The sequence below is a fragment of the Runella sp. genome, from assembly GCF_027484545.1.
Taxonomy (GTDB): Bacteria; Bacteroidota; Bacteroidia; order Cytophagales; family Spirosomataceae; genus Runella.
Genome location: NZ_JAIXST010000342.1, coordinates 1 through 18517, shown reverse-complemented (window position 1 = coordinate 18517; position 18517 = coordinate 1). Strand labels below are relative to the sequence as shown.

Annotated in this window: 11 protein-coding genes and 1 pseudogene; 11 read left to right on the top strand and 1 reads right to left on the bottom strand. The window is 44.9% G+C overall.

The features are described from left to right. Positions 1–21 precede the first annotated feature (21 nt). From Q0081_RS30560 to Q0081_RS30510, 11 genes and pseudogenes are all read left to right on the top strand, one after another. A complete protein-coding gene (locus tag Q0081_RS30560; RefSeq protein WP_298362625.1) occupies positions 22–1002 on the top strand; it encodes a GSCFA domain-containing protein in 981 nt (326 codons plus the stop codon). A 96-nt stretch (positions 1003–1098) separates the two neighbouring features. Then, entirely contained in the window at positions 1099–1506 is a 408-nt protein-coding gene (locus Q0081_RS30555) for a hypothetical protein (protein ID WP_298362622.1), read from the top strand. Between the two features lie 115 nt (positions 1507–1621). Then, positions 1622–2743, top strand: a complete 1122-nt coding sequence (locus Q0081_RS30550; RefSeq protein WP_298362619.1) for an efflux RND transporter periplasmic adaptor subunit — start codon at positions 1622–1624, stop codon at positions 2741–2743. A gap of 46 nt (positions 2744–2789) precedes the next feature. Continuing rightward, positions 2790–5945 (top strand): annotated as a pseudogene (locus Q0081_RS30545) (efflux RND transporter permease subunit). Further along, the gene (locus Q0081_RS30540) at positions 5938–7383 is read left to right on the top strand and encodes a TolC family protein (RefSeq protein ID WP_298362616.1); all 1446 of its coding nucleotides are present in this window, start codon (positions 5938–5940) and stop codon (positions 7381–7383) included. The pseudogene Q0081_RS30545 and the gene Q0081_RS30540 overlap by 8 nt, the downstream one beginning before the upstream one ends. A 271-nt stretch (positions 7384–7654) precedes the next feature. Beyond that, positions 7655–8125, top strand: a complete 471-nt coding sequence (locus tag Q0081_RS30535; RefSeq protein ID WP_298362613.1) for a LamG-like jellyroll fold domain-containing protein — start codon at positions 7655–7657, stop codon at positions 8123–8125. A gap of 21 nt (positions 8126–8146) precedes the next feature. Next, entirely contained in the window at positions 8147–9616 is a 1470-nt protein-coding gene (locus Q0081_RS30530; protein WP_298362611.1) for a peptide MFS transporter, read from the top strand. Positions 9617–9619: 3 nt separating this feature from the next. Continuing rightward, the gene (locus tag Q0081_RS30525; protein WP_298362609.1) at positions 9620–10207 is read left to right on the top strand and encodes a 5-formyltetrahydrofolate cyclo-ligase; all 588 of its coding nucleotides are present in this window, start codon (positions 9620–9622) and stop codon (positions 10205–10207) included. 33 nt (positions 10208–10240) lie between these two features. Further along, positions 10241–13147 (top strand): carboxypeptidase-like regulatory domain-containing protein, encoded by a 2907-nt coding sequence (locus Q0081_RS30520; protein WP_298362606.1) that lies wholly within the window; start codon positions 10241–10243, stop codon positions 13145–13147. Positions 13148–13307: 160 nt separating this feature from the next. Then, positions 13308–14318: an aspartate-semialdehyde dehydrogenase gene (locus Q0081_RS30515; RefSeq protein ID WP_298362602.1), complete on the top strand. Its 1011-nt coding sequence runs from the start codon at positions 13308–13310 to the stop codon at positions 14316–14318. Between the two features lie 185 nt (positions 14319–14503). Continuing rightward, entirely contained in the window at positions 14504–17056 is a 2553-nt protein-coding gene (locus Q0081_RS30510) for a M1 family metallopeptidase (protein ID WP_298362600.1), read from the top strand. Between the two features lie 44 nt (positions 17057–17100). Here the strand turns inward: Q0081_RS30510 and Q0081_RS30505 are convergent, their stop codons facing one another. Beyond that, entirely contained in the window at positions 17101–18219 is a 1119-nt protein-coding gene (locus Q0081_RS30505; RefSeq protein ID WP_298362595.1) for a DNA polymerase III subunit delta', read from the bottom strand. Positions 18220–18517 lie beyond the last annotated feature (298 nt).

Genomic DNA, 18517 nt, shown 5'->3' with positions numbered 1-18517 from the left:
AACCTTTTCACAACTTTTTCCGTGCATTTTCGAACCGAAATTCCCATTACACCAAGCAGTGAAAGAATTTCCCTGCAAACGCCTGTTCTGACAATAGGCTCATGTTTTGCGGAGGTGATCGGAAACCGTTTATCCGACAACAAAATCCCTGCGTTGGCTAATCCTTTCGGGACGATATTCAATCCTGTTTCAATGGCAAAACTCCTCAAGCAAACCATTGATAATCAATCACCTGACGAGGATTTGTATGTAGAAAACCAAGGCGTTTGGTTTCATTATGATTTTCATTCATCGCTTTGGGGAAATGACAAAGCGGAATTGGCAGAGCGTCTTACTCAAAAAATGCAGGAAGTAAAAAATTGGTTACAAAAAACTGATTTCCTGATTTTTACGTTTGGAACTGCTTTTGTATATCGCCATTTGGAAACCAATCAAATTGTAGCAAATTGTCATAAAACTCCCGCCCATTATTTCCGAAAAGAATTGTTGACAATTGAAACAATTCTTGATGATTTCAAAAAATTAGTACAACAAATCGACAATCGGCATTCAAAACTCGCCATTATCCTGACGGTCAGTCCCGTTCGACATACCAAAGATACCTTACCCCTCAATGCCGTCAGTAAATCCATCCTGCGCGTGGCTTGCCACCAATTGTGCGAATCTCACCCCGACTTTCATTATTTCCCCGCTTATGAACTCCTGCTCGACGACCTTCGCGATTATCGTTTTTACAAATCAGACCTGATTCACCCCAGCGAGGTGGCCGAAGACTACATTTTTGAACAATTCTCAGCAACTTATTTTGAGAAAAGTTTACAGCAATTTATGGCGGAATGGACAAAAATTCGTCAATCCCTGGCTCACCGACCGCTCCAACCCAACACAATCACCCACCGAAAATTTTTGGAGAATCTGCTCGACAAGCTGCAAAGACTAACCGAAAAAGTGGACGTCCAGTTGGAAATTGAGCAGGTCAAAGGACAAATAAAGGCAATTTGAGTCACACAACGGTGCTTTACAATTTTATACTTTTTTAATTTTTTTACTAACCTATTCCCCAAAAAAGGGTTTTGTGTCTATATTTGTCATAAGAATATGAAAGCGACAGATAGAACACATATCATCAGAAGAATCATTTGCTGGGTAGTTTTACTGCAAATGATACATGTGTCTATGGATACCGTCAGCCCATCCAGCTTTTCGCAAAGAGGATTTTTTTACGAAACAACTCCCTCAAATACCCAAACCGATACTCTTTTCGGTTGGTTAGCCGGCACCGTTTTTAATCCTTCCGTTTTCCATCAGGATACACCTTCCAACGATAAAAGTGAAGAAAGTAATTTTCTGGAAGAATTCAGTATCGGTCTCATTTGGCCTCCCATCGATTTAGAGTTTACCCACACCGGCGGCGATGAACGCTTTGCCGACAATTTCAGGCGCTACTCAGACAACTTCGTACCGCATTACAGCGAGCCTAATTCTCCCCCGCCCAACCAAGCTTAACAGTCCACTTTTATTTAAAGTGTAATCTTTCTCATTGACTTCCGAACACCTACCACACGGGTGTTCAGGCCCTTGTATTTTATCATCCACTTTTCGTTCAATATCCATTATTGCTATGAGAAAATCCTCCGTACTTATTACGGTGGTCGTGCTATGCATAACCGCCTGTTCGCCCCCTAATCAAACAAAAAACAACTCCAAAGAGAAATTTCAGGTAACTCAACCCGTCGCCATTGACACTATGTATCACAACGATTATGTATCAGATATTCATTCTGTCAAAAATGTAGAAATCCGCGCCTGGGTAAAAGGCTATATTGAAAGTATTCACGTAGACGAAGGTAAATCCGTCAAAAAAGGCCAAGTGCTCTTTCGCATCAGCAATCAGGAATATAAAGGAGCGCTGCTGCGAGCTACGGCTGGCCTGAAAAGTGCCATTGCCGAAGCAAAAACGACCGAGTTGGATTTGCAAAATGTCAAAAAATTGGTCGATAAAAATGTGGTTTCCAAAACGGAGCTCGACATGGCAAAGGCCAAACTCGATGCGCTGAATGCTCGTGTAGAAGAAGCCGAATCGGAAGAACAAAGTGCCCGTCTTAAGTTATCTTATTCGGAAATCAAAGCCCCGTTCGACGGCATCATTGACCGCATCCCCAATAAAATGGGCAGTTTGATCGACGAAGGAACACTACTTACCACTCTTTCCGACAACAACGAAGTGTACGCTTATTTCAACGTTTCGGAAAAAGAATACCTGGAGTTTGCCTCCGGCAACCGCGAAGCGGCCCATCGCAATGAAGTTTCGCTCATTTTGGCCAATAACGAAGAGCATTCGCACAAAGGATACGTCGAAACCATCGAAGGAGAATTTGACAACGCCACAGGCAGCATTGCCTTTCGAGCCCGTTTCCCCAATCCCGAACGCATCCTCAAACACGGCTCCAGCGGAAAAGTACGTATTTTAAAAAAGGTCCATAATGCCTTAGTCATTCCTCAAAAATCAACATTTGAAATTCAGGATAAAATCTACGTATACGTCATCGACAAAGACAACAAAGTGCAGATGCGGAGTTTTGTGCCCAAATTGCGGATTCCGCACTTATACATTCTTGAATCAGGATTGAGCATGAATGACAAAATCATTTATGAAGGCATTCAGGACATAAAAGTGGGCATGCAGGTAGACCCCGAAATGGTTCCTTTAAGACAGATCATTAACCAATTGGAGCAGCAGTAAAATGCCTGCTCATTTCCTGTTATCTCACCTTTAAAGTCATTTTCGCATGTTTACCACATTCATTCACAGGCCTGTCCTGTCTATTGTTATTTCTTTGATTATTACGCTGTTGGGTATTTTGTCAATGACTCAATTACCCGTAACTCAGTACCCCGACATTGCACCGCCGGCCGTGACGGTCACGACTAAGTACACAGGTGCCAACGCCGAAACCTGCGCTAAAGCGGTCGTGACTCCCATGGAGCGCGCCATCAACGGAGTACCCGGCATGACCTATATGACGTCGGTATCCGGCAACGACGGAACGAGTATCATTCAAGTCTATTTTAAAGTAGGAACCGACCCCGACTTAGCCGCCGTTAACGTCCAAACCCGCGTCACGGCGGTATTGGACGAAATGCCCGAAGAGGTTATCAAGGCGGGAGTAGTGACCGAAAAAGAGGTCAACAGTATGCTCATGTACCTTAACCTCATGAGCGCTGATACCGCCGCCGACGAGAAATTCCTGTTCAATTTTGCCGATATCAACGTGATGGCAGAACTCAAACGCATCGACGGCGTGGGTTTTGCCGACATTATGGGCCAACGCGAATACTCCATGCGGGTGTGGCTCAAACCTGATCGCATGACCGTCTATGACGTGTCGGCGGAAGACGTTATCACCGCCCTGCGCAACCAAAACGTAGAAGCCGCGCCCGGAAAAATCGGTGAAAGCTCGGGGCGCCGTCCGCAGTCGCTGCAATATGTTTTGCGCTATACGGGAAAATTCACAAGCAAAGAGCAATATGAAAACATTGTCATCAAAGCCAACGCCAGCGGCAATATGCTGCGGCTGAAAGACGTGGCCGAAATTGAATTCGGCTCGTTGGATTATGATGTATTATCCAAAGAAAACGGCCAACCATCAGCGGCAATTTTGCTCAAGCAGCGCCCCGGCTCTAACGCCAGTGAGGTGATTGCCAACGTAAAAGCCAAAATGGCCGAGTTGAAAAGCACCACGTTTCCACCCGGCATGGATTACACCATCAGTTACGACGTGTCGCGTTTTTTGGATGCCTCCATTCACGAAGTGATCAAGACCCTCATTGAAGCCTTTATTTTGGTGGCGTTGGTGGTGTTTATCTTTCTTCAGGACTTCCGCTCTACGCTGATTCCCGCCTTGGCCGTGCCGGTTTCATTGGTGGGAACCTTCTTTTTTATGCAGTTATTCGGGTTTTCGATTAACCTGCTCACGCTTTTTGCACTCGTGTTGGCCATCGGTATTGTGGTCGATAATGCCATCGTGGTGGTAGAAGCGGTTCACGCCAAAATGGAAGAAAAAGGGTTGGATGCGCAAACCGCTACCATCGAAGCCATGGACGAAATCAGCGGAGCGATTGTCGCCATAACGTTGGTGATGTCGGCGGTGTTTGTACCGGTGGCGTTTATGGAAGGGCCTTCGGGGGTGTTTTACCGTCAGTTTTCCATTACCATGGCGATTGCGATTGTCATTTCGGGCGTCAACGCCCTGACTTTGACGCCCGCCCTTTGCGCCATTATGCTCAAAAATAATCACGGACGCAAAGAGACGCTGTTGACTCGCTTCTTTGACGGGTTTAACCATTGGTACAATCGACTTTCCGACCGCTACAAAGCCCTGCTGGGCGTCATTGCCAACCGTCGCGTGGTGACAGTGCTGATGCTGGTCTTTTTCATTGCTGCCACATGGGGAACGAGCGTTGTTCTGCCGTCCGGGTTTATTCCCACCGAAGATCAGGGAACGGTGTATGCCAACGTAACCACGCCGTCGGGCGCGACGCTGGAACGGACAGAATCGGTTATGGACGAGATTCAGAAAGAAACCCAAAAAATCGGGGCGGTGGAGTCCATTTCTACGCTGGCAGGTTTCAGTTTGATGACCGACGGCTCGGGGGCTTCCTTTGGAATGGGCATGATCAACCTCAAACCGTGGGAAAACCGCACAGAGTCGGTAGACGATGTGATTCGAATTTTGACCGAAAAGACCAAATACATCAAAGACGCCAGCATTCAGTTTTTCCCGCCTCCCGCCGTGCCGGGCTACGGAAACGCCGGCGGATTTGAAATGCGATTACAGGACAGAACGGGCAAAGGTGATTTACAGGCGATGGAAAAAGTAACGAAAAATTTCATTGAAGAACTCAACAAACGCCCCGAAATCGCCAATGCCTTCACGAGTTTTGATGCGAGTTTCCCGCAATACCTGATTCACGTCGACAACGAAAAAGCTGCTCAAAAAGGCGTTTCCATCGACAACGCCATGAGCAATCTGCAATCGCTCATCGGAAGTTTTTACGCTACCAATTTCATTCGTTTCGGACAAATGTACAAAGTGATGGTGCAGGCGTCATCAGAATACCGCACGCAACCCGATGATATTTTGAAGCTGTATGTCAAGAATAACGAGGGCGAAATGGTACCATATTCGGCCTTCGTTAAAACCGAGCGCGTGTACGGCCCCGAGCAATTGACCCGCTACAACATGTTTACTGCCGCCATGATTAATGGTGAAGCTGCGCCCGGCTACAGCAGCGGCAGCGCCATCAATGCCATCAAAGAAGTAGCCGCCCAAAAACTGCCCAAAGGCTTTACCTACGAGTGGTCGGGCATGACCCGCGACGAGATCCTTTCCGGCGATTAGGCCATTTATATTTTCATCATCTGTTTGGTGTTTGTGTATCTGTTGCTGGCAGCCCAATACGAGAGCTTTCTGCTGCCAGTGCCCGTGATTTTGTCCTTGCCGACGGGGGTATTCGGAGCGTTTTTCTTTTTGCTGCTGCTCGGGTTGCAAAACAACATTTACGCGCAGGTAGCGCTGGTGATGCTGATCGGGTTGTTGGGAAAAAATGCCATCCTGATCGTGGAGTTTGCCATTCTCAAACGCGGCGAGGGCATGAAACCCTTACAGGCGGCCATTGAAGGGGCATCGTCGCGCTTGCGACCCATTTTGATGACCTCCTTTGCCTTTATCGCCGGCTTGATTCCGCTGATTATGGCCTCGGGTGCGGGCGCGATTGGAAACAGAACCATTGGAACGGCGGCGGCGGGAGGAATGCTTTTCGGAACGGTCTTCGGGGTGATTATCATTCCCGGGCTGTACGTCATTTTTGCGACGCTTTCCGAGCGTTTTTCCACTCCCAAGAAAAAGAAAGAAGTGTACTTTAACCAGGAAATTGATGCGTAACTTATCATATAAAAACATCATCGTTGCCGCGACTTTACTCTTTGTAGGTTCAGGCTGTAAACTGTTAAAAACTCCCGAGCAACTGCCTTCGCTGACGGCCATGCCCGAGGCATATCCCATTGCGCAAAAAGAGGGTAATTCGGCCGATATTCATTGGAAAAACTATTTTTCGGATACCACGCTAACGGCGCTTATTGACACAGCCCTCAACAACAACATTGATCTGCGGCTCGCCATGCAGCGCATTGAAATGGGACGCGCGCAGATAGAACAGGCCAAAGGACTGACGCTGCCTTTCGTATCAGGCATTGGGTCGGTGGGGCAACGCCGTTTTGGAAAATACACGATGGACGGGATTGGAAATTACGAAACCAATTTTTCCAACAATATTTCCGAAGACCAAAACATTCCCGAATATTTACCCGATTTCAATATCGGTTTGCAAAGCTCTTGGGAAATTGATATTTGGGGAAAGCTACGCACCCGCAAAGAGGCTGCACTGGCGCGCTATCTGGCAACGGTTGAAGGGCGTAATTTTGTTCTTACCAATCTCATTGCTGATATTGCCCTTTTGTACTATGAATTGCTGGCATTTGAGAACGAATTGGACATCATTCGCGAAACTATCACTTTGCAGGACAACGAGTTGGCCATCATCAAAATCCAGAAAGACGCAGGCCGAGCCAATGAACTGGCTGTCAAACAGTTTGAAGCGCAAGTGCTTAATTCCAAAAGTTTTGAAGTGGAAGTTTCTCAACGCATCGTGGAAATTGAGAATAGAATCAACTTCCTGCTGGGCCGCTATCCGCAGCCTATCCGGCGCAATAAGTCACGATTTACCACACCTTTGCCTGCGTTGGTCAGGGCCGGCATTCCCGCCGAACTGTTGAAAAATCGTACGGATGTGCGGCAGGCCGACTATGAATTGACCGCCACCAAAGCGAACGTGTACATTGCCAAAGCAGCTTTTTATCCTTCTTTGAATATTACGGCGGTGCTGGGACTGCAATCTTTCAATCCCGAATTTTTGATTTCGCCGCATTCCATTGCTTACAACCTTATCGGCGGTCTGACGGCCCCCTTATTCAACAAAAGTGCAATGAAAGCTGAGTTGAAAACCGCAAGGGCTGCGCAGGTAGAAGCGTTGTACAATTACCAAAAAAGTATTCTGAACGGTTATTTTGAAGTCTATAACCAAATGGTACTCATCAATAATCTGGAAAAACTGCACGCCCTCAAAACCTCAGAAGCCGATGTACTGAACAAGTCCATTCAGACTGCTTCGGAGCTTTTTTCAACGGGTCGCGCTTCGTACCTGGAGGTAATTTTGAACCGTAAAAATGCCTTACAATCTAAAATTGAACTTATTGACGTCCGCAAACGGCAGTATTATTCTCTCATTAACATCTATCGGGCATTAGGAGGCGGTTGGAAATAAACGCTGTTTTTGTATAAGTCTGATTTTTAGAAGCTGATATTTCATTCATGAAAATTTAGTCCTTGAGATTAAATTTTCATGAATAAGGGGTCATTTTGACCTTAAAATAACTTGTCCTCACTTCGCAACTTTTTTCCATCTATATTTTCTATAAATTGCATTAATACACAAGGAATCAACCTTATACGATTTTTTGTATATGCAACTGCTATTCCCTTCAGTAACGGTTCCGCCTTATACCAATGCATTTTCAACGTTAAATGATACTAAGATGAAAAAGAAACTCTACTCTTTGAAAAATCCTGCGTTTTCTGCGCACACTTACCTGATTACTGCTTTTACTTTCGAATGGTTGATTTTTTGGGGAAATACGATTGCTGTTGCTCAGACCGGAGCGGCTTTAAATTTTGACGGAGTAAACGACTATGTCGTGGTGCCGCACAATGCCACGTTAAACTTCACCACCAATTTTACTTTCTCCTTATGGTTCAAGGCGAACAGCAATAGCCAAACGCAAAAATACCTGATGAGCAAGGGAAATTCATACGCAATTATCTATGAGTTTGTGGATAATCAAGTCGAGTTTTCTTCAAGTGCTTTTACGGGCGATGACCCGCGAACCAATTCGCAGATGCCGCTGGCGGAACAGTTTTTCTGGTACAACCGGGGGAATGTAATTGACATAATCGCTTATGAATTGGGCTTTTTTTATATATTTGTGACAGTTAGCTCACTTTTATAATCCAACTAAACCCAATTTTTTATGGCAGAAAAAACAGTATTTGGACACCCAAGAGGCTTATTCGTTTTATTTTTTACCGAAATGTGGGAGCGATTTTCCTACTACGGTATGCGAGCCATTCTCTTGCTCTTTTTATTGGATAAAACAAAGGGCGGAATGGGGCTCAACGAAGGCGAGGGGGGAGCTATCTATGGACTTTATACATTTTCCGTTTATTTGTTGTCGTTGCCCGGCGGATGGCTTGCCGACAACATTTTAGGGCAGCGAAAATCCATTTGGTACGGCGGTATCGCTATCATGTTGGGACACATTGTATTGGCCTTTCCCTCCGACCAAGCTGTATTTTTTTCGGGTTTAGGTTTAGTAGCGATTGGAACAGGACTGCTCAAACCCAATATCAGCTCCATTGTCAGTGAGTTATACCCCCAAGGCGGTGCCATCAGAGACGCCGCTTTTTCTATTTTTTATATGGGTATCAACATGGGGTCGTTTTTCGGCATCACCATTGTAGGCTATTTGGGGCAAAAAGTAGGATGGCACTATGGTTTTGGCGCAGCGGCAGTAGCGATGTTTTTAGGCTTAATTGTGTATCGAATTTTTGCGCAGCCTTATCTGCAAGACAAAGGTATGTACCCAAAAGTACAGGAGGTAAAAGCAGGTGGCGAAAAAACCAACCCGCTTGCGTGGGCATTGGTGGGGCTTCTGGTGATATTTATTACCTATTTACAATTGAGCGGAACGTTTGCTTGGGATAGTAAAAAAGGCGTGGCCACCTCCATGGGTTTGATTGCGATAGCCGTGGTCATCATTTATTTTGCCAATATGCTTTTTGCTTCCAACCTTTCCAAAATCGAGATGAAACGCGTCGTGATTCTGTTCATTTTGTTTTGGGGAGCAGTCCTGTTTTGGGCTGGTTTTGAGCAGCAAGGCTCTTCCCTGCAAATTTTTGCCGATCGCTATTCTGAATTACCCTTCGGAATACCTTCCAGCTGGTTTCAAAATTTCAATCCTTTTTTTATCCTGATCTTTGCGCCTATTTTAGGAGGATTTTGGGTGCTTTTAGAAAAGAAAAAACTCAATCCGCCCTTACTCATAAAGTTTGCCATGGGTTTATTTCTCTTGGCGTTAGGCTATTACATTATGGTTTGGGGAGCCAAAACTGCCCTTACCGGCGTAAAAGCTTCCTCCCTTTTTCTGATTTTTACGTACTTATTTCACACCCTCGGCGAAGTTTGCCTCAGCCCCGTAGGCTTAAGTGCTTATACCAAATTGGCTCCTAAAAAATATCTTAGCCAACTCATGGGCATTTGGTTTGTAGCGACAGCTTTGGGTAATCTTTTTGCCGGTTTGTTTGCTGGTGGTTTTGACGAAGAAAACGTACAACAAATGCCCCAAATGTTTATGAGCATCGTTTGGTTTTGTTTGGCCGTGGGCAGTATTATATTTATTCTTCAACGCCCTCTCAAAGACTGGATGGGTGGTATCAAATAAACCATGACAAAGCAGGAGCTACGTAACCATTTCATTCAGCGTCGCAAAGCACTTACTACTACCGAGGTAGCCGCGCAAAGCCAGGCCATTGCGCGGCTCATCTTTTCATTTTTTTCCGTCGAAAACCTCAAAGCTATTCATACTTATCTGCCCATTCGTCGCCAAAACGAGGTAGATACCTTCCCCATTATTTATACCCTTCAGGAAAAATTCCTAAAAACTCACGTAGTCATTTCCCGCAGTTTGACCGATACGTTTGAAATGGAACACTATCAATGGATTCCCGACATGACCCTAACCATAAATTCATGGGGAATTTTGGAGCCTAATCCCGTTCACAGTTTACAGTATGCAGTTCAAAATATTGATTTAGTTATTGTCCCTTTGCTGGCCTTTGACAAATACGGCAATCGCGTAGGGTACGGCAAAGGATTTTACGACCGTTTTTTGTCAAAATGCCGTTCCAATGTTATCAAAGTTGGAGTATCTTTTTTTGAACCAGCAGATAGGATTACGGATATTAATCCTTTAGATATTCGGTTGGATTATTGCATTACGCCGACCCGTGTTTGGAAGATGCTTCCCTCTTAGAATATCCTAAAACCTATAAGGTTTACAAGAACAATGAAAACAAAACCTTATAGGTTTATTGACAAAAAGTTGGTTTTTCTGTTACTTCTTTTGTTTATTCAAAAGGCCCTATCCCAAACCATTACGGGCCAAGTGACAGACAGTCAAACCAATGAGCCTCTTCCCTTTGTCAATGTATTTATCAGCAATACGACCAAAGGCACTCAAACCGACATAAAGGGAAATTTTACCTTAAAACTTCAAACGTCGGGCTATTCCAAAGTAGTGGCTTCGATGGTCGGGTACAAATCGTTTGAGCAGGAATTTGTACTTCGCCCCGACGAAGTCCGACGACTGACAATAAAACTGCAAACCGACACAAAATTTCTAAATGAAGTAAAAATTTCGGGCAAGCGCGACAAACAATGGAAACGATTGTACAAGGATTTTGAACGGGAGTTTTTGGGAAGAACCAAAAATGCCCGCAATTCTAAAATCCTAAATCCCTTTCAGATTGACATCAACCGGAAAAAACAGGTACTGACCGCTAACGCTCTCCAAGCCATCGAAATTGAAAATAAAGCATTGGGTTACGGAATTTCTTACCAACTGGAAAGTTTTCAGGTAACCGGTACATCGTATGAGTTCAGCGGAAAGACACTGTTCAAATTGCTGCCCACGACGGACGACCTCCAAACTCAGACGTGGGACAACAATAGAAATCAGACGTATCGAGGCTCACTTCGGCACTTTTTAAAAGCAGTCGCCAATCGAAAAAGTCATCAGGAAGGGTTTCGAGTGTATTTTGAAAAAGACAGTACGCTCAAAATCAGCCGCAATCGCTATTTCAACAACAACGCACTCATTGAGATAAACCCCGACACATTGGCTCAGCTCAATTCGGTTCTTCAGCGCGTTACGTTACCGGCCCGGCGTTACGAAATTCATTACCTCAACCGACGCGACCCTCAAAATTGGTATTTTGACTTAGATCGGGAAATTTCCTGGATTGAAATAAAAGCCCCAATTCTTGCTTTTTCCTACAATGGTATCCTCGAAAACTCCTACCAGATTGAAACCATTGGAAGCATGAGCAAACGCCGCGTTGCCGACTTACTGCCCGACGATTATCAACCTACCGATTCACTTTTATCCACACCTACTGAAAATGCAGGTTTGATTCCTAATTTTCAAAAACAGGAAAAGCTGCTTTTAAACATCGCACAAAACGGATATACATTGGGCGATACCGTTCAGTATGAAGTAGATGTCATCGATGCCACCACCTATCATCCCGTCGGGCAAACGGTTGTGTATCTTACCATTTGTTCCCAAAATCAATTGATAGAGCAGCAAAAATTGTGGGTAGCTCAAGGCAAATTCAAAGGAAAATGGGTGATTCCTGACACATTGAAAGAGGGAGATTATCAGTTGATTGTGCATAACAGTTGGTCCAGAAATTTTGACGAGCACTTTTGGGGACGAAAAAACATCCATATTATTTCCAATCTATCCCCTAAAAATCAATCGGACGACTCCATACAAACGGCATTTTTTCCCGAAAGCGGCACCTTTATTGCCGGTCTCTCCAATCGAGTTGGCTTTACAAGTTTTACCAAATCAGGTCATCCTGTTTCTATAAAAGGATGCGTACTAACTCCAAACGCCGATACACTTGCTGTTTTCCAAAGCAACGAGGAGGGTTTAGGAAGCTTTTACATTACTCCGCCCTCTGAACAATCTTTAAAAGCCGTATTGAATAATGGAACGATTGTACCATTTCCACAGGCCGTTCCCAAAGGGTATGTAATGCAGGCAGAAGTTTTGAAAGACACGGCATCCATTACAATTAAACTCATTAACAACCTGTTGCACACCGAGTGGAAACCTATGCGTCTGTTGCTGCATTTGCGCGGACAAATCCTGTATGAAGCCATTGTCACCCCCAAACGCAACTTAACCTTTGCCAAAATTCCCCGCGAAGACTTAGAAGGAACGGGCGTGATGCAGATATTACTTTTAGATGCACTCAATCATCCGATTGCAAACAGAGCGTTCTACCAATCTGCATCATCTTCCGATGAAGATGAAAAATCAACGGTTGATATTCGTCTGTTTGAAGCGGAATTATACGCCGGGAAGCTTTCTTCGGAACTGTTAAAAGACGAAAAAACCATTTCTAAATACACGGATATACAACTGCTTACTCATGCTGTTCGCTCATATAGTTTAGAAATCCCTCCCTCGTTTGATTACGAAACAGGAATGATAGTGAAAGGAAAAGTAATTCAACCCAATGGAAAACCCGTAACCAATACCTCCATCATTGGATTCATTAATTCCGACTCGACTCAGCTCAATTTTCAGGCACTTACCGATGCCAAAGGAGCATTTTCATCGCCACCTCTCCAATGGTTTGGAAAAGCCGACATAGTGATTCAGGTACAAAGTGAAAAAGTAAAAGCCGCCGTTATTTCGCTTGATACGGAGCCTTCTTACATTCCCAAATGGTTATGGATACCAGCCACACCACTCAACAATCCTCAAAAAGACAGCCTGTTAAGCCGTTTGCAGGAAAGAATAAAATTAAAAACGACGACAGGCGCTAAAACTCTTGAGCGGGATTTTCGCCGCAATTATGCCAAAGCCGATACTACTCTCCACATAGACGCGGCTACTATGAAGGTGTTGCCGTTTGCCAATATTCTGGAATCAGGAGGAGAAGGACTTACCCTAAAATCGGAAGGCGCTTATTTTGGTACAACTCGATTGGCGTTATTGGTAGATGGTTTACCAACTACTTTGGAGTCTTTGAAATCATTGCGCGGTTTTGAAATAGAAGCCATTGATATCATTAAATCCTCGAAAGAAGCGGCGATAAATGTGTTACTGCGGCCCCAAAGCAGCTTTTTTGAAGATCAAAATCTAAAACGCTTTGTGGTACCCGGATTAGTAAAGTGACAACTAACAGACCCTTTTTTTGCAAAAAAGATAGTATTTTCTTGACTTCTTTGCAAATATCCCTTTATTTTGCACCCACATTTTCAGCCCCCTATCCCCCGAAGGGGGAATTCTCTCACTATCATTTCTCCCCCATCGGGGGCGGGGGGCTGAAATCATCATGAAAATCGCAGTAGTAGGTGCTACCGGTTTGGTAGGCAGCGAAATCCTCAAAGTACTCGAAGAGCGCAACTTCCCAATTACAGAACTGATTCCGGTCGCATCAGAAAGATCGGTAGGTAAACAGGTTACGTTCAAGGGTAAACAGTACACCGTTGTAAGCTTTGAAGATGCGATTGCTGCCAAGCCTGCGATTGCTATATTCTCGGCAGGCGGCGGTACTTCGTTGGCCCTTGCTCCTAAATTTGCGGAGGCGGGAATCACCGTAGTGGACAACTCCTCGGCGTGGCGCATGGACCCCACCAAGAAATTGGTAGTTCCTGAAATCAACGCTTATACGTTGACCAAAGAAGATAAGATCATTGCGAATCCTAACTGCTCAACCATTCAAATGGTCGTGGTTTTGAACCCGCTTCACAAACGTTTCGGAATCAAACGTGTTGTAGTTTCGACCTATCAGTCCGTAACCGGAACGGGTAAAGCGGCGGTAGATCAGCTTTTTGCAGAACGCGAAGGTCGCACCGATGTGCCTGCCGTGTATCCGCACCCCATCGACCTCAACGTGTTGCCTCACATTGATGTTTTTCTGGACAACGGTTATACCAAAGAGGAAATGAAGATGACCAATGAAACCAAGAAAATCATGATGGACGACAGCATCGCCGTAACTGCTACGACTGTGCGCATTCCCACCATAGGAGGTCACTCAGAAGCCGTTAATATTGAATTTGAAAATGAGTTTGAACTGAGCGAAATCTACGAAATTTTAGGCCAAGCCGAAGGCGTAGTGATTCAGGATGACCCTAAAAATAAAATCTACCCAATGCCATTGACGGCACACGGAAAAGATGAGACGTTTGTAGGACGTATTCGTCGTGACGAATCGCAACCTAAGACGTTGAATCTTTGGATTGTAGCCGATAACCTTCGCAAAGGTGCCGCAACCAACGCCGTTCAAATTGCAGAATATTTAGTAAAGCATGAACTGGTAGAAGTGACGGAATTGGTTTAAGAATAAAGTTTACGCAGTAAGGCGTCGGTCGGTTTAAAGCCGCTCGACGCCTTTTTTTGTGATTTATTGCGTGCTTTCAAATAGGTTTCCGAACTTTGCGTTATTTTCCTATAGTACTGACGGATTGTGCGTTTTATAGATTACTTTTTTGACTATCAACGTCGTAAGAATAAAGAACCGGACTAATGCAAAAAAAACTATCCATATTTTTCGTATTTCTTTTTATTGTTTCCGGCTCTTTAGCCAAAGGAAAAACTCCTGCTGATACCCTCCGCAAAGCTCCCTCTTGGGCACCTAAAAAAGGACCTTATCGCCCTACTCGTACCCTTAAAAATGACATTTTACATACGCAATTAGAGTTGCGTTTTGATTGGCTCCGCCAACACGCGTTGGGAAGTGCCACCATTACGTTCAAACCTTATTTTTACCCCCAAAACACTCTTGAATTAGACGCCAAAGGCTTCGATATCAAAGGTATATTTCAATTGGATACGCTTCAACGGCTTGACACAGTTACGAAGCAATATGTAAGAGAATACATTTCTGACCCGCTCGAATACACCTACAATAAAAGTCTTCTTACGATAAAACTGCGTCGCGCTCATACTCGTTTTGACACGCTGCACGTATTGATTGATTACGTAGCTAAACCCAACGAACTCCCGGTGGGAATAGCCGGCCCCAAAGGTGATAAAGGACTTTATTTTATTAATGCGGATGGATTGGAAGAAGGTAAACCCCAACAGATTTGGACGCAGGGAGAAACCGAATATAACTCCTGTTGGATGCCGACGGTGGACAGTCCCAATGAAAAAATGACGCAGGATTTTCGGCTGACGGTAGAAAATCGTTTCAAAACCCTCTCTAACGGTAAGTTGGTCGAATCGCGCATCAATGCTGACAGTACTCGCACTGACCGTTGGGTACAACGACTTCCTCATGCTCCTTATTTGGCGGCTTTTGTGGTTGGAGATTTTGCGGTAGCGCGCGACACCATCCGAAGCGGCTTGGAACTAAGCTACTACGTCGAACCGCAATATGCCCCTTATGCCAAAGCGATTTTTGGCCGAACTCGGGAGATGATCGAATTTTTTGAGAACAAATTTGGCGTAGAATACCAGTGGGACAAATACGCCCAAATCGCCGTACGGGATTTTGTAGCGGGTGCGATGGAAAACACATCCATGACCATTCACGCTGAAAACGTCCAAACGGATGCCAGGGCCTTGTTGGATGGCAATTCCGACGATGTTATTGCGCACGAACTGATGCATCATTGGTTTGGGAATTTGGTTACCTGTGAGTCGTGGGTGCATTTGTCACTCAATGAGGCATTTGCCAACTATTCCGAGTATCTCTGGAATGAGCATAAAAAAGGAACCGCAGAAGCCGACTTGTGGTCGCAGGGGGAACAACAGCAATACTTGGGCGAAGCCGAACAGAAACAGGAACCGCTGATTCGGTACAATTATACCGACATGGAAGATATGTTCGACAGCCATTCCTACGCCAAAGGAGGGCAAATTTTGCACATGCTTCGCAAATACGTGGGCGATGAAGCTTTTTTTACGGCTTCCCGAAACTACCTGATTCGTAATGCTTTTGGAACAGCGGAAGTAAATCATTTACGCGAAGCTTTTGAGGAGGTGACGGGAGAAGATCTCAACTGGTTTTTCAACCAATGGTTTTTGTCATCGGGGCATCCTAATTTAAAAATTGAAAAAAGCTTTGATAATAGCAAAGTAACCCTGAAAATAAGTCAATTGCAGGATTCTGCCTACACTCCCATCTATCGTTTACCGTTGAAAGTGGGTGTGTGGGTGAATGGCCAAAAAACCACGCATGACATTGTAGTTAACAAAGCACGACAAACGTTTGAATTCCCTGCTGCCCAACGCCCCGATTTAGTGGATTTTGACGCTGAAAGGCAATTGTTGGCGGTGATTGAATACGAAAAGTCAAAACCTGAGTTGATCTTCCAATACCAACACGGGGAAAAATATAGGGCACGTTACGAAGCCATGATTGGATTGGAGAATCAATTGGCAGATTCGACCGTGCGGCATTTGATGATGAATGCCATGAACGATAAATTCTGGAAAATCAGACAATTAGCCGTTTCTAACTTCTCTGAATATGACGGATTGGAATTCAACGAAGTAGAACGTATTGTCCAAAGTAAAGCCCGGGTAGATGCTCACCCGCGTGTACGCATGGAAGCAGTAATTACCTTGGGCTCATTCGGCGACAACTCCAACGACCCGCTTTTCCGCGAAGCGTTGAACGACAGTTCGTATCAGGTCATTTCAGCCGCCTTGGATGCCTACCTCATCGGGAAGCCAGACGACGCTGCTGATATTGCCAAACGTTTTGAAAATGCCCCCAACAACGAGATTGTTACGGCCGTGGCCAATTACTATGCAGGGCTCAATAAACCTGAACAATATGATTGGTTTATCAAAAAAATGAATGGCTTAAAATCGGCCGAGATGTATAATTTTCTGCAAGTGTTTGGGAAATATTTGATACGTTCCAATTCGGACGTACAACGCAAGGTACTGCCCATGCTCGAAACCACTGCGCGTAACGCTTCTGCCTATTTTGTGCGTTTTGGTGCTTATCAAGTGTTGGGACTTTTGACTGATATAGAAGGAGTAAAAGCAATGCGCAAAGACATCCGCAACGCCGAGCGCGACCCTAAGTTGAAGGAGATGTACGGGCAAGTGGGAGAGTTTTGATAGAAAGGAAGTATAACAAAGATTTTTACAGTGGCCGCCCGAAGCTATCCTCTCATCGTTCGGGCGGCTGTCAATGAAATATCTAAAAACAAGACTTTGGCGCGGGCATTTCGTTCGAGATGATAGTAGCCGTCGGTGATTTCCTGAATTAATAACTCGATGGAATTGGGATTCATGGCTTTCCCGAATTTCTGCACAAAATTGAGTTCATCGTCCTGCAATCGCAACAATTCTTCTACGCCGTTTTGCCACAGAAATAAATCGCGGAACAGGTTGAGTGTATAGTCAAAAATTCCTTTTTGTCTTTCCTTACCCAACGTATCAAACTCATCGGCCAATTTTACCAAAGTCGCAAAATCACGAGAATAGCATTTACGCATCCAATTGGCAAACCACTCGTGTCGGTTATCTTCGGTTTCCTGCGTCAAACGCATCGCTTCCGAGAGATTTCCTTCACACAAATACGCGATCTGCCTGGCTCTTCGTTCGTCAATTCCTTTCTGAATCAAATAGGTCGTCACTTCCTCGTCGGTAAAAGCCCGAACGGCTACGCGTTGCGTACGGGAAATAATGGTCGTCAGCAATTTGTCGGATTGGCTGGCAACAATCAAAAACAGCGTTTTTTCGGGCGGTTCTTCCAAAATCTTCAGCAACGCATTCGCTGCCTGCACGTTCAGCAATTCGGGTTGCCAAAACAACATGATTTTAAATTCGCCCTCAAAAGCCTTAAGCGATAGTTTACCAATAATACTTCGTGATTCTTTGATAGGAATAATTCCCTGCTGATTACCCGTCGCATTGATGTAAGCCAACCACTCAGGCAGCGTTCGGTACGGATATTCGTCCAGAAATGCCCGCCATTGAGGTGTCAGGTCTCTCAATAGGTCCTCCCCTTCTTTGGGCGTACGCGGCAACGGGAAGATATGATAAACATCGGGATGAACCAGTTTACGCATCTTAGCACAGGAGGCACATCGTCCGCAGGCATCGTCGGCTTGTTTGTCTTCACAATTGACGTACGTAGCAAAAGCCCACGCCAAAGCGATTCCTGCCCCACCTACGGGCCCGTCGAAGAGTTGGGCATGAGCTACGTGGTTATTCTGAACGGAGCGGATAAGAGCGCGTTTGGTATCGTCGTGACCGAGTATATCTTTGAAAAGCAAAATAAGTAACTGTTTGTGGACTGCAAAACTAAAGAATGTCTGCTTCCTTTAGAGAGTTCAGGCTATAATTATAATCCGGGCACATCAAGCCGTTACCCGATGATAAAGGCTTGGTGTGCCCAAAACCAACTATAAAATTTCAGACTGTAATTCGTGTAACTTGTAAAATGGCGTGAAAGTGGTTCATCGTCACATTTGGTGAAAGTCGGGGTTTCCCATCAGGATGACTCTTTTGCGGAGCAACTCAAAACTCGCTCTTCCATACATCTGACGCTTGATATTTTTGAGCCTGTTTACC

Coding starts and splice junctions, on each gene's coding strand:
- Q0081_RS30555 (WP_298362622.1), top strand. CDS start 1,099: ATGAAAGCGACAGATAGAACACATATCATCAGAAGAATCATTTGCTGG.
- Q0081_RS30550 (WP_298362619.1), top strand. CDS start 1,622: ATGAGAAAATCCTCCGTACTTATTACGGTGGTCGTGCTATGCATAACC.
- Q0081_RS30540 (WP_298362616.1), top strand. CDS start 5,938: ATGCGTAACTTATCATATAAAAACATCATCGTTGCCGCGACTTTACTC.
- Q0081_RS30535 (WP_298362613.1), top strand. CDS start 7,655: ATGAAAAAGAAACTCTACTCTTTGAAAAATCCTGCGTTTTCTGCGCAC.
- Q0081_RS30530 (WP_298362611.1), top strand. CDS start 8,147: ATGGCAGAAAAAACAGTATTTGGACACCCAAGAGGCTTATTCGTTTTA.
- Q0081_RS30525 (WP_298362609.1), top strand. CDS start 9,620: ATGACAAAGCAGGAGCTACGTAACCATTTCATTCAGCGTCGCAAAGCA.
- Q0081_RS30520 (WP_298362606.1), top strand. CDS start 10,241: ATGAAAACAAAACCTTATAGGTTTATTGACAAAAAGTTGGTTTTTCTG.
- Q0081_RS30515 (WP_298362602.1), top strand. CDS start 13,308: ATGAAAATCGCAGTAGTAGGTGCTACCGGTTTGGTAGGCAGCGAAATC.
- Q0081_RS30510 (WP_298362600.1), top strand. CDS start 14,504: ATGCAAAAAAAACTATCCATATTTTTCGTATTTCTTTTTATTGTTTCC.